This is a genomic window from Pseudomonas sp. EA_65y_Pfl2_P74 (assembly GCF_963970575.1).
GTDB classification, from domain to species: domain Bacteria; phylum Pseudomonadota; class Gammaproteobacteria; order Pseudomonadales; family Pseudomonadaceae; genus Aquipseudomonas; species Aquipseudomonas baetica_A.
Map to the genome: position 1 here is coordinate 222,108 of NZ_CAXAOQ010000003.1, position 12,251 is coordinate 234,358.

9 protein-coding genes and 2 pseudogenes are annotated in these 12,251 nt (G+C 56.8%); 10 read left to right on the forward strand and 1 reads right to left on the reverse strand.

Annotation, left to right across the window (positions count from 1 at the left end; all coding sequences use genetic code 11):
• The first annotated feature begins 130 nt into the window (after window positions 1–130).
• From AACY18_RS03625 to AACY18_RS03645, 5 genes are all read left to right on the forward strand, one after another.
• The gene (locus tag AACY18_RS03625; protein ID WP_339464300.1) at window positions 131–1,234 is read left to right on the forward strand and encodes an ABC transporter ATP-binding protein; all 1,104 of its coding nucleotides are present in this window, start codon (window positions 131–133) and stop codon (window positions 1,232–1,234) included.
• A gap of 16 nt (window positions 1,235–1,250) precedes the next feature.
• Entirely contained in the window at window positions 1,251–2,723 is a 1,473-nt protein-coding gene (locus AACY18_RS03630; RefSeq protein ID WP_339464301.1) for a mannitol dehydrogenase family protein, read from the forward strand.
• Between the two features lie 114 nt (window positions 2,724–2,837).
• Complete coding sequence (gene xylB / locus AACY18_RS03635; RefSeq protein WP_339464302.1) at window positions 2,838–4,334, forward strand: xylulokinase; 1,497 nt, start codon at window positions 2,838–2,840, stop codon at window positions 4,332–4,334.
• A 13-nt stretch (window positions 4,335–4,347) separates the two neighbouring features.
• The gene (locus tag AACY18_RS03640; RefSeq protein WP_339464303.1) at window positions 4,348–5,286 is read left to right on the forward strand and encodes a carbohydrate kinase family protein; all 939 of its coding nucleotides are present in this window, start codon (window positions 4,348–4,350) and stop codon (window positions 5,284–5,286) included.
• A gap of 47 nt (window positions 5,287–5,333) precedes the next feature.
• Complete coding sequence (locus tag AACY18_RS03645) at window positions 5,334–5,954, forward strand: transglycosylase SLT domain-containing protein (RefSeq protein ID WP_221729789.1); 621 nt, start codon at window positions 5,334–5,336, stop codon at window positions 5,952–5,954.
• A 117-nt stretch (window positions 5,955–6,071) separates the two neighbouring features.
• On the opposite strand, the pseudogene AACY18_RS03650 reads toward AACY18_RS03645, so the two are convergent.
• A pseudogene (locus AACY18_RS03650) lies at window positions 6,072–6,412 on the reverse strand (hypothetical protein); the annotation flags it as partial.
• A gap of 260 nt (window positions 6,413–6,672) precedes the next feature.
• Here AACY18_RS03650 and tssI point away from each other — a divergent pair.
• From tssI to tnpB, 5 genes and pseudogenes are all read left to right on the forward strand, one after another.
• Window positions 6,673–8,964 carry a type VI secretion system Vgr family protein gene (gene tssI / locus AACY18_RS03655; RefSeq protein WP_339464304.1) on the forward strand — a complete coding sequence of 764 codons (2,292 nt, stop codon included), beginning with the start codon at window positions 6,673–6,675 and terminating at the stop codon, window positions 8,962–8,964.
• The gene (locus AACY18_RS03660) at window positions 8,961–10,580 is read left to right on the forward strand and encodes a hypothetical protein (protein ID WP_339464305.1); all 1,620 of its coding nucleotides are present in this window, start codon (window positions 8,961–8,963) and stop codon (window positions 10,578–10,580) included. The genes tssI and AACY18_RS03660 overlap by 4 nt, the downstream gene beginning before the upstream one ends.
• A complete protein-coding gene (locus tag AACY18_RS03665; protein ID WP_339464306.1) occupies window positions 10,577–11,530 on the forward strand; it encodes a PoNe immunity protein domain-containing protein in 954 nt (317 codons plus the stop codon). The genes AACY18_RS03660 and AACY18_RS03665 overlap by 4 nt, the downstream gene beginning before the upstream one ends.
• Window positions 11,531–11,628: 98 nt before the next feature.
• Window positions 11,629–11,805, forward strand: a pseudogene (locus tag AACY18_RS03670) (PoNe immunity protein domain-containing protein); the annotation flags it as partial.
• Between the two features lie 76 nt (window positions 11,806–11,881).
• Window positions 11,882–12,241, forward strand: a complete 360-nt coding sequence (gene tnpB, locus AACY18_RS03675) for an IS66 family insertion sequence element accessory protein TnpB (protein ID WP_260455492.1) — start codon at window positions 11,882–11,884, stop codon at window positions 12,239–12,241.
• The last annotated feature ends 10 nt before the right edge of the window (window positions 12,242–12,251 follow it).

The following is a 12,251-nucleotide window of genomic DNA, read 5'->3' on the forward strand; positions in this document are numbered from 1 at the left end:
GAGCGGGCTTGCTCGCGAAAGCGCAGTGTCATCCACCCTTGATACCGACTGACACGACCGCTTCGCGAACAAGCCCGCTCCCACCAAAAGCTTGCCCGGTGCAATTGAAATAACTCAAGCGGAGGCCCCCATGGCCAACCTGAAAATCAAGAATCTGCAAAAAGGCTTCGAAGGTTTTTCCATCATCAAGGGCATCGACCTGGAAGTGAACGACAAAGAGTTCGTGGTCTTCGTCGGCCCGTCCGGTTGCGGCAAATCCACGCTGCTGCGTCTGATCGCCGGCCTTGAAGAAGTCAGTGGCGGCACCATCGAACTGGATGGCCGCGACATCACCGAAGTCAGCCCGGCCAAACGCGATCTGGCGATGGTGTTCCAGACCTACGCGCTGTATCCGCACATGACGGTGAAAAAGAACATGTCGTTCGCCCTCGATCTGGCCGGCGTGCCCAAAGCCGAAGTCGCGAAAAAAGTCGGCGAAGCGGCGCGCATCCTTGAGCTGGGGCCGTTGCTGGAGCGCAAGCCGAAACAACTCTCCGGTGGTCAGCGTCAGCGCGTAGCCATTGGCCGCGCCATCGTGCGCAACCCGAAAATTTTCCTCTTCGATGAACCACTGTCCAACCTCGACGCGGCCCTGCGGGTGCAGATGCGCCTGGAACTGCTGCGCCTGCACAAAGACTTGCAAGCGACCATGATCTACGTCACCCACGATCAGGTTGAAGCCATGACCATGGCTGACAAAGTCGTGGTGCTGAATGGTGGCAAGATCGAGCAAGTGGGCTCTCCGCTGGACCTGTATCACAACCCCGCCAACCTGTTCGTCGCCGGTTTCCTCGGCACGCCGAAGATGGGTTTCCTCAAGGGCAAGATCGCCCGGGTCGATGGACAACACTGCGAAGTGGCGCTGGACGCGGGGACGCGTATCACGCTGCCCTTCAACGCCGCCCATCTGAGCGTTGGCAGCGACGTGACCCTCGGCATCCGCCCCGAACACCTGGAACTGGCGCAACCGGGCGACTGCACCCTGCACGTCACCGCTGACGTCAGCGAGCGCTTGGGCAGCGACACGTTCTGCCACGTCAAAACCAATGCCGGCGAAGCCCTGACCATGCGTGTACGCGCAGACCTGGCCAGCCGTTATGGCGAGCAACTGAACTTGTGTCTGGACGCCGCCCACTGCCACTTATTCGATGCCGAAGGTCTGGCGTTGACCCGTCCGCTACGCGCTGCGGCCTGATTGTCGAGACTATCCGATGAAACTGAACGAACAGAACCTCAACCGCCTCGCTCCTGAGGTGAAACTGCCCGCCTACAACCTCAGCGACACCCGTCAGGGCATTGCTCACATTGGCGTCGGTGGATTTCATCGCGCGCATCAGGCGTATTACACCGACGCGCTGATGAACACCGGCGAAGCGCTGGACTGGGCGATTTGCGGCGTTGGCCTGCGCGACGAAGACCGCCGCGCCCGCGATGATCTCAAGGAGCAGGATTACCTGTTCACGCTGTTCGAACTCGGCGATAGCGACGACACCGAAGTCCGTGTGATCGGTGCGATCAGCGACATGCTGTTGGCCGAGGACGGTGCTCAGGCCCTCATCGAAAAACTCGCCGATCCGCAGATCCGCATCGTCTCGCTGACCATCACCGAAGGTGGCTATTGCATCGACGACAGCAACGGTGAGTTCATGGCGCACTTGCCGCAGATTCAATACGATCTGGCACACCCTCAAGCCCCGAAAACCGTCTTCGGTTTCCTTTGCGCAGCGCTGGAGAAACGCCGTGGCGCCGGCACGGCGGCGTTCACGATCATGTCCTGCGATAACCTGCCCCACAACGGCGCCGTCACCCGCAAAGCGTTGCTCACGTTCGCCATGTTGCGCGACCCCATGCTGCGCGACTGGATCGAGCAGAACGTCAGTTTCCCCAACGCCATGGTTGACCGCATCACGCCGATGACCAGCACCGCGCATCGCCTGCAACTGGCGGACAAGCACGGCGTGGACGATGCCTGGCCGGTGGTTTGCGAGCCGTTTGTGCAGTGGGTGCTGGAAGACAGGTTCGTCAACGGCCGTCCGGCCTGGGAAAAGGTCGGTGTGCAGTTCACCGACGACGTTTCGCCGTACGAAGAAATGAAGATCAAACTGCTCAATGGCAGCCATCTGGCGCTGACTTATCTGGGCTTTTTGAAGGGTTATCGCTTTGTCCACGAGACCATGAATGACCCGCTGTTCGTGCGGTACATGCGCGCTTACATGGATCAGGATGTCACGCCGCAACTGGCGCCAGTGCCCGGCATTGATCTGAGCGAATACAAGGACACACTGGTAGCGCGGTTCTCCAATCAGGCGATTGCCGATCAGCTTGAACGGGTGTGTTCGGACGGGTCGTCGAAGTTTCCCAAGTTCACGATTCCGACGATCAATCGGTTGATTGCTGATGGCCAGGACACCAAACGCGCAGCCTTGGTCGTTGCTGCGTGGGCCCTGTATTTGAAGGGCATGGATGAGAACGGCGACACCTATTCGATTCCAGATCCGCGCGCGGCGTTTTGTCAGGGGCTGGTGGCGGACGATGCGTTGATCTCTCAGCGATTATTGGCGGTCGAGGAGATTTTTGGCACGGCGATCCCGCGTTCGGCGGCGTTTGTCGCGGCGTTCGAGTGGTGCTGCGAGAGTTTGCGCGAAGTGGGTGTTTCGCGAACATTGGAACGGGTGCTGGCCTGAATCGAGCGGTGAGACGACTGACGCCCTCGCGAGCAAGCCCGCTCCCACATTTTGAACTGCGCGCCCTTGTGGGGGCGAGCCTGCTGGCAGACCTGAGACCCTGAGGACATTCCTGTGACAACCCGACAACGCTTCCTGGGCATCGACTGCGGCACCCAAGGCACCAAAGCAATCATCCTGGATGCCACCAGCGGCCAAGTCCTCGGCCAGGGCGCCGCCGCACACACGATGATCAGCGGCGCCAACGGTCGCCGCGAGCAAGACACGCAGCAATGGCTGCAAGCCTTCGCCCTCGCCACCCGCCGCGCACTCTTGGCGGCGAATGTCGACGGTCAGTCGATTCTCGGCATTGGCGTGTCAGGCCAGCAACACGGTTTGGTATTGCTCGACGATCAAGGCGAAGTGTTGCGCCCGGCCAAACTCTGGTGCGACACCGAAAGCAGCGCCGAAAATGATCGACTGCTCACCCATCTGGGCGGCGAGAAAGGCTCGCTGGAACGCCTCGGCGTGGTCATCGCGCCGGGCTACACCGTGTCGAAACTGCTTTGGACCAAAGAACAGCATCCGGCGGTATTTGCGCGCATATCGCGAATTCTGCTGCCCCACGACTACCTCAATTACTGGCTTACCGGCCGCGCGTGCAGCGAATACGGCGACGCCTCGGGCACCGGTTATTTCAACGTACGCACCCGCCAGTGGGACTTGCAACTGCTGCGCGACATCGACGCCAGCGGACGCCTGCAAGCAGCGCTGCCGGAGTTGATCGACGCACACGAAGCGGTGGGGACCCTCCTCCCAGCCATCGCCGAACAACTGGGCCTGAACCCCAACGCACTGATCTCCAGCGGCGGCGGTGACAACATGATGGGCGCCATCGGCACCGCCAACATTCAGCCCGGCGCCATCACCATGAGCCTGGGTTCCTCCGGTACGGTGTATGCCTATGCCGACGTGCCGAAAGTCAGTCCGGATGCCTCGGTCGCTACCTTCTGTTCCTCCAGCGGTGGCTGGTTGCCGCTGATCTGCACCATGAACCTGACCAACGCCACCGGCGCCATCCGCGAGTTGTTCGACCTCGATCTCGATCAGTTCAACGAGCTCGTCGCGCAAGCGCCCATCGGCGCCGAGGGCGTGAGCATGCTGCCGTTCCTCAACGGCGAACGCGTCCCCGCCCTGCCCCATGCCACCGGCAGCCTGCACGGCTTGACGCTGGATAACCTCACCCAAGCCAATCTGTGCCGCGCTGCCGTCGAAGGCACCACGTTCGGCCTGCGCTATGGACTGGATTTGCTCCGGCACAATGGTTTACAAAGCCGCAGCATTTGCCTGATCGGCGGTGGCTCGAAAAGCGCCGTGTGGCGGCAGATCGTCGCCGACATCATGGACACCCCGGTGATCTGCACCGAACAAAGCGAAGCCGCTGCCCTTGGCGCGGCGATTCAAGCGGCATGGTGCAAATCATGGTCGAACGGCCACGAAGACACACTTGCCGACCTGTGCGAGCGCTGCGTGAAGCTTGACCTGAGCAGTGAAACCCTGCCGATTGCCACCAACGTCACAGCGTTCCAGCAGGCCTATGAACGCTATCAACAACATGTCGCAATCCTATAAAGAGCTAACAATTATGTATTTGGTGTGTGGCGAAGCCCTGTTTGATTTCTTCAGCGAAAACGATGCCAGCGGTCTGGCCTCGAAAGTGAATTTCAAGGCGATTGCCGGCGGCTCGCCGTTCAACGTCGCCGTCGGCTTGCGCCGCTTGGGCGTGGATTCGGCCTTGTTTGGCGGACTGTCCACCGACTACCTCGGCCGCCGCTTGCAGCAAGTGTTGCAGGAGGAAGGTGTGCGACCGGACTATCTGGTGGACTTCGCCGCGCCGACCACCCTGGCGATGGTCGCCATCGGAGCCAATGGCTCGCCGCACTACAGCTTTCGCGGTGAAGGCTGCGCGGATCGGCAACTGAGCCTGACGCACCTGCCGACGTTGGGCCCCGAGGTGCGCGGCCTGCATGTCGGTTCGTTCTCACTGGTGGTGCAGCCGATTGCCGACACCCTGCTCGCCCTGGTCCAGCGCGAAAGCGGCAAACGCCTGATCACGCTCGACCCCAACGTGCGCCTCAATCCCGAGCCGAATATCGATCTGTGGCGCGCACGCATCGCCACACTGGTGCAACTGGCGGATCTGATCAAAGTCAGCGATGAAGACTTGAGCCTGCTGTACCCCGGGCAGGACCCGCAGCGCGTCATCGAAGGCTGGCTGGAGCATCGCTGCCAAGTGGTATTCCTGACCCGGGGCGGTGACGGCGCGACGGCCTTCAGCCGCGTCCATGGTGCATGGTCGGTGCCGGCCAGTTCGGTAAAGATCGCCGATACCGTTGGCGCCGGCGATACCTTCCAGGCCGCGCTGATTACTTGGTTGACCGAACAAGGCCTGGATTCGGTGGACGGCGTGCAACAGCTTGCGCGCGAGCAGATTGACGCGATGCTCAAGTTTGCCGTGCAAGCGGCGGCGCTGACGTGCAGCAAGACCGGTCCGGATTTACCCTATCGTCACCAATTGAGCTGAGCGCGTAGACTGTCGCCCTTTTTACGCGCAAGACGGGATAACGGCTTTTGAATTCAGGGCAGACGATTGGACTACTGATACTCGCGGCGCTATTGACGGGTTGCGGCACCTCGCCGCCCCGTTCGCCAGAAAACATCTGCGAGATCTTCCGCGAGAAAAGTGATTGGTACGACGCAGCGCAAGTCACGCAAAAACGCTGGGGCGTGCCGATCCAGGTGCCCTTCGCCATCATGTATCAGGAATCCGGCTACCGCTACGACGCCAAGACCCCGCGCAAATACCTGCTCTGGGTAATCCCGTGGGGCCGGGTGTCGACCGCCTCGGGCTACGCCCAGGCCAAGGATGAAGTCTGGTCCGACTACCAGAAAAGCACCGGCCGCAACTGGGCCGACCGTGAGGACTTTGATGACGCTATCGATTTTGTTGGCTGGTACATGGACAAGACCACGTCGATCAACGGCGTATACAAATACGACGCCTACGGCCAGTACCTCAACTACCACGAAGGCTGGGGTGGCTATCGGCAGAAAACCTATGCCAGCAAGGCGTGGTTGATGGCCACGGCGGGCAAGGTGCAAAGTCGTTCGAATGTGTATGCCCAGCAATATGCCGGCTGCAAGGAGGACTTGAATCGCGGGTTCTGGAGCCGATTCTGGCATTGGCTGTAACAACGCCTTCGCGAGCAAGCCCGCTCCCACAAGGATCTCTGTTTATGAACACCCGAGAAACCTGTGGGTGGGGGCTTGCTCACGAAAACGCCGGATCAAACACTACAAATCTGAGGTTCACAACACCCAAAAGTTGTAACTCACCATCAACCGGGTCTCATCCACATCCCAGGCAAACTTCTCGTATCGGGTGCGGTAAGTCGTTGACCTGCACACAGTTGACCAGATACGGGTTGCTGCCATCGAAGTAAGGCATCGAGTTGTCGTCGTTCATGCGCGGCCAACCGCCACTGAGCGTGTGGCCGTCGATGGAACCGACTCTTTCGGCGCCGCTGTCGGCACTTTTGATCAGACGTACATCGGCCTTTAACACGCGCGGTGTACTTGTCCCGTCGCGACACCACGAGGGTCAGATCTTTCACTTCGTTGGACGTCAGCATTGCACCGTTGAACATGGTTGATGGCCGATGGCTTTGACGTGCTACAGGCAACTCTAGTCTGAAACTGACTGGTAATTCTCATGCGCCCGGTCAGTTGAATACGCGTAACCGTCGCGGGCATATCGGCTAAAACGCCCGATTTCATTAGGCCAAATGGCCCAGCTAAGGGTTTCCCCCATACGCTGCCACGCCCCTCACTACGGCATTTGCGCCTTGAACGAGTCAGCCTAATCCGACATCATCCGTCACCTGCTTATTCAACGGACGGAACTCTAGGCATGCTGGACGCCAACGCAACCCACATCACCCTCACGCTTGAAGGCGCCAACGCCGACCTGCAAGTCCTCAGCTTCACCGGTCGCGAAGCCCTCAACGAACCGTTCCGTTTTGACCTCGAACTGGTCAGCGCCCGCCCCGATCTGAAGCTCGAAGAGCTGCTGCACAAGCCCGGTGTGCTGACCTTTGGCGCCACCGGCGAAGGCAAGATCCACGGCCTGGTGTACCGCATCGAGCAAGGCGATTCCGGCAAAACCCTGACCCGATACAGCATCAGTCTGGTGCCGCAACTGGCCTACCTGCGCCACAACCACGACCAGCAGATCTTTCAGCAACTCACAGTGCCGAAGATCATCGCTCAGGTGCTGGAAGATCGCGGCATCCTCGCCAACGCCTACAGCTTCCAGCTCGGCGCCGAGTACCCCGAGCGTGACTACTGCGTGCAGTACGACGAATCAGACCTGCACTTCATCCAGCGCCTGTGCGAAGAGGAAGGCATTCACTTCCACTTCCAGCACAGCAGTAGCGGCCACAAACTGGTGTTCGGCGACGACCAGACGGTGTTTCGCAAACTTAAAGCCGTGAGCTACCAGCAAGACTCCGGCATGAGCGCTGACAAACCGGTGATCAAGCGCTTCAACCTGCGCCTGGAAACCCGCACCACTCGCGTCAGCCGCCGCGACTACGACTTCGAAAAGCCGCAGATCCTCCCCGAAGGCACGGCAACCAGCCCCTTCGCCCCGGACCTCGAAGACTACGATTACCCCGGCCGCTTCACTACCCGCGAGCGCGGCAAGCACCTCTCGACCCGCGCACTGGAACGCCATCGCAGCGACTACAAACTCGCCGAAGGCAAAGGTGACGAACCGACCCTCACCAGCGGCCACTTCCTCACCCTCGCCGAACACCCGCGCGCCGAGTGGAACGATATGTGGTTGCTGCTCGAAGTCTTCCACGAAGGCAAACAACCGCAAGTGCTCGGCGAAAACGTCACCAGCGACGTCACCGACAACAAAAGCGATTTCCACCAGGGCTACCGCAACAGCTTCCTCGCCACACCGTGGGACGCGCACTACCGCCCTGCCCTCGAACACCCGAAACCCAAAGTCCTCGGCAGCCAGACCGCCATCGTCACCGGCCCGTTCGGCGAAGAAATCCACTGCGACCAGTACGGCCGCATCAAAGTCCAGTTCCACTGGGACCGCGACGGCCAGGCCGACGACAAAACCACCTGCTGGATGCGCGTCGCCAGCGGCTGGGCCGGCAGCGCCTACGGCGGCCTCGCCATCCCGCGCATCGGCATGGAAGTCCTCGTCACCTTCCTCGAAGGCGATCCCGACCAGCCGCTGGTCACCGGTTGCCTGTACCACAAGGAAAACGTCGTCCCCTACGACCTGCCGGCCAACAAGACCCGCAGCACCTTCAAAACCCTCAGCTCCCCGGGCGGCAAGGGCTACAACGAATTCCGCATCGAAGACAAAAAAGGCGTCGAGCAAATCTACATCCACGCCCAGCGCGACTGGGACGAAAACATCGAGCACGACCAGAAGATCCGCATCGGCAACGAACGGCACGACACCGTCGAAGCCAATACGCTGAGCGAATTCAAGGTTGAAGAACACCGCATCACCCATCTGGACCGCATCAGCGAAATGCGCGCCGACGAGCACCTGACCGTCGGCGTGACCCAGCACGTAAAAATCGGCACCGCTCAATTCGTCGAAGCCGGCAGCGAAATCCACTACCACGCCGGCGACAAGGTCGTGGTAGACGCCGGCATGGAACTCACCGCCAAGGCTGGCGGCAGTTTCGTCAAGGTCGACGCCGGCGGCGTGACCATCAGCGGCGCTGAAGTGAAGGTCAATACCGGCGGCGCGCCTGGCGTGGGCACCGGGATCGGGATTTTGGTGCCGTTGATTCCGGGGTTGGCAGCGGCAGACATCGCCGGAAGGCTGATGGAAAAAGCCAAGGCCAACCCGACGTGGCTTGAGTTGAATTTGCACTACGACAATCTGGAACCGGTGCCGGGCGCGTCTTATCGCGTTGATTTCGCCGATGGCTCGACCCGCGAAGGCGTGCTGGACGATGACGGCTTCGCCCGGTTGGAAGACGTGCCGAAAGGACCGGCCAAAGTCTATTACGGCGAAGATCCGCGGCCTTTTGATCGCGAACCAGTGAAAATCGTCCAAAGTAGCGATGCAAAGGTCAATGAGGACATCCGAAAACTTGGACTCGATCCAGACAACGTTGATTTACAAGCACTAGTGGAGAAAGCCGCAGGGAGGCTGACATGAGTGAAGAAGCGCAAACTGAAGACCGTACAGCAGCTTATAAAGAGGCAGCAGTCGAACTTGCGAAGGGTATTGCCTTAGGAGCCGTACCCTTTCTAGGTCAAGCGATCGACGCGTACGACACAGTAGAGTCCTCTATCGTCCTCTACAATGCGGAAACTGCAGACGGTAAAGATGAAGCAAAATTTGATTTGCTCCTTGCAGTTATCGGCTGGATTCCTGGACCAGGTGATGGTCTGAAAAAAAGCATGCGCATAGTCAATAAAGATCCTCAGCGTTATGCCCCGGTTCTATTTGATTTGTTGCGTTTTGTATTACAAGAGTGTGGTATCAAAACAAGTCCGGAGGAGTTGCTAAAAGAAGTATTCAACGCGTCGAAGCTCCGAGGTGAGCTTGACGACATCATTAGCGCAGTAAAAGGTTCTTCAGCTTTCCAAAGCCTGCCCAACTGGACTCAATCCGCAGTTGTCACCGTACTCGCGACCGCTCGCGACAACATGCCAGAAATGATCGGCATTGTGGAAAGGCGCTTAACAAAATGGAAAGGGATGCAACGCAATAGTTCCGCATTATCTTCAGGATCTACCCACCCCAAGAGGGTAGAAAAACCTGCTGGCAAGGACGCGACCGTAGCAAAAAATGGCAAAGACGGTCCAAGTTCCGCTCACTCTAACCAGCCTGCTAACACGAAGCTAGCCGTTGCCACCGCAGACATCCTCAACGAGGGCTTAGGTGTGTGCGGAGAGCACATCGCAGACTATATATGCGCAGAGAAATTTGGCTGGGGAAAAAAGTGGGACGGTCATGATAAAGGTTCAGAAGGCAAATGGCTGGACGGGAAACCGAACGGCGATACGCTTGGAAAGTTGTCAAAAGGTGGCAACCCCAAAGCTAGACATGTTCTATACAAACTTACAGATGGGGCAAATGGAACCGGAATCGACTCCATCTGGCGAGCGAATCCAAGTACAAACAATAATAAAAAATTCGCTATAGTTGAAGCGAAAGCTAGCAAGCGGGAAGACGCGCCTAAGTTTCTTCAAAAAATTGAGGGTTCAAAACCAAAAATTGCTTCCAAGCTAGGACTTTCCGGGGTTCTGGATCCTTCTGAACTTCTCGAACCGATTACGGATGACGCAGATCAGAATAAACCCGCTAAACAAAAGGCAGGTGGAAAAGCTGGCGGAAAAGCCGGAGGTAAATCAGGCGGAAAAACCTCAAGTGACAATGCGAAAGCTACTAACGACAAGAACACTCCGAGTGGCAAAAAAAATAAAAAAACAGATGAAAAGTCAAAGAAGCACATAGTTCAGATGAGTCGCGCATGGATAACATCAAAGCTACCATTGGCGATAAAAAATATTGAACTACGAGAAAGCATCATGAAGTCCTATAGTCGCCACTTATTTTTTACTCCTCTTTATCATAAGAGCCTCAGCCCCAAAGCGCATGCCGACGCTCAGCTGGCAAATTCACATGAAGAAACTCACCGCGATCACGACGGGTTTCATTATGGCGAGGAAGAAGTAAGAGAGGCCGTTAATAAACGATTAGCCTCATTACGAAAAAAATATGGGAATTTGGACGTATTAAAAGAAGAGGCTAGAATACCAGCATGAACAGACGCCAAAAATTAATTTTCGACTCTTACTATCAAAAATCCATAAAACTTTATGACGAAACAGAATCCCGCTGGAAAAATGAAACCATGCAGGCAGATAACCCTGCGCAGGAAAAGGCTCTTCGCACAGGCTACTTTAAAGAATCTGCATTCAATGCACTACTGATAAGCTATACCGCAGGGGAACCAATAGAAACACTACTCCCAAGGCTAGAAAAGCTTATAACTTGCTATGAAATCTATCAGAATGCTTTAGCTTTGGAAGACGGCGAACCTGACATTTCACCATTAGCAATAGATGATTGGCCTGAGCAATACGAAGAGTGCGTCCAAGTTATCAGCCTGTGTATATTGCTGCATCAAACAGATTTGCTTATCCGCTTTGTTAACTTAATTGATCGCGCAGGATATGCACACGAAGATACTTTATACGAAGATCTTCTGCGCAAAATTCTTCCTGGCCGGTCAGATCTTGATGAATGGTATCACGAACTTTATTCGCCGCTAGTGAAAGCAATTTACGCTGATGACGAAAACGAAGCGAGCGACCTGCTACTTGAATACTGTAAAGAATGGTACCCCGCTTTCGGAAAACTACAAACCAACTGGCATGATAGCCACTTAGACATAGAAGATGATGATGGAAACTATGTTGGGTATTGGGCTTTCGAAGCCGCTGCTGTCGCATTTCTTTACGGAATAGATGATCGCAAGATCAGTCATATGGTCTACCCTAAAGATCTAGTCGAATACGCTAGAAACTATCAATCATCAAGCTCCTCACAAACATCTCGAGTGGATGCGGGAAAACCGTGCATAAAGTCAGGCTTTTGGTTCACTCCCGCTCAAAAGGATTCTCGCCGTTACTTCAACCAAGGAGAAATCATGCCAAAGTTTGATAATTCTGCTTGGGGCGACACGATCTGGTATTGGTCTGGCGAAGAATAAGCTGCTCTACCGTTCGCTCGGCGCTAATTTTCCGGCGCTGAGCGAAGAATGCAAAAGAGCAAAAACACACTTGGACATAGTCTCAGAACCATCTTGCACACGACATCTACACCCCCCTCGTCCTAGCCATCTACGAAGAAGATAAAGACGAAGCCTCAAATCTATTAAAAAGATACTGCGAAAGTTGGTATCCGGCATTCAAGCAAGCTCCATGGCATGATTCGCACAAACAAGGTGACGAAGGGAGTTACTGTGGTTATTGGGCTGTAACCGCTCCATGAACTACACATTCAAAGCACTCCCCTGACGCCGGATGCTGTGCTCCCGTTTTTCTCCGGAGCCAGCCCCGCCATGATGCGACCCGACGCCAAAGTTGAAAAAGTGTACCTCTACCCCAAACCCGTGGACTTGCGAAAATCCATCGACGGCCTCGCCGCTCTGGTCGAACTGGACCTCAAGGTCGCGGTGTTTGACCCGGTGCTTTTTGTCTTCCTCAACAAATCCCGCAACCGGGTGAAGATTTTGTATTGGGAGCGCAACGGCTTTTGCCTTTGGCTCAAGCGCCTCGAATCCGAGCGCTTTAAAACATCGCCTGATGTAACCGACGAGGCCATTGTGTTGAGCGTCCAGGAACTGAACTGGCTGCTCGACGGTTTCGACCTCTGGCGCAACCGCCCTCATCAGGTTTTGACGCCGCGCTACGTGGCGTGACCCGGTATAA

Excerpts from the sequence above, each read along its gene's own strand:
- AACY18_RS03660 (WP_339464305.1), top strand. The coding sequence starts at position 8,961 with ATGAGTGAAGAAGCGCAAACTGAAGACCGTACAGCAGCTTATAAAGAG.
- tssI (WP_339464304.1), top strand. The coding sequence starts at position 6,673 with ATGCTGGACGCCAACGCAACCCACATCACCCTCACGCTTGAAGGCGCC.
- AACY18_RS03625 (WP_339464300.1), top strand. The coding sequence starts at position 131 with ATGGCCAACCTGAAAATCAAGAATCTGCAAAAAGGCTTCGAAGGTTTT.
- AACY18_RS03665 (WP_339464306.1), top strand. The coding sequence starts at position 10,577 with ATGAACAGACGCCAAAAATTAATTTTCGACTCTTACTATCAAAAATCC.
- AACY18_RS03630 (WP_339464301.1), top strand. The coding sequence starts at position 1,251 with ATGAAACTGAACGAACAGAACCTCAACCGCCTCGCTCCTGAGGTGAAA.
- tnpB (WP_260455492.1), top strand. The coding sequence starts at position 11,882 with ATGATGCGACCCGACGCCAAAGTTGAAAAAGTGTACCTCTACCCCAAA.
- AACY18_RS03640 (WP_339464303.1), top strand. The coding sequence starts at position 4,348 with ATGTATTTGGTGTGTGGCGAAGCCCTGTTTGATTTCTTCAGCGAAAAC.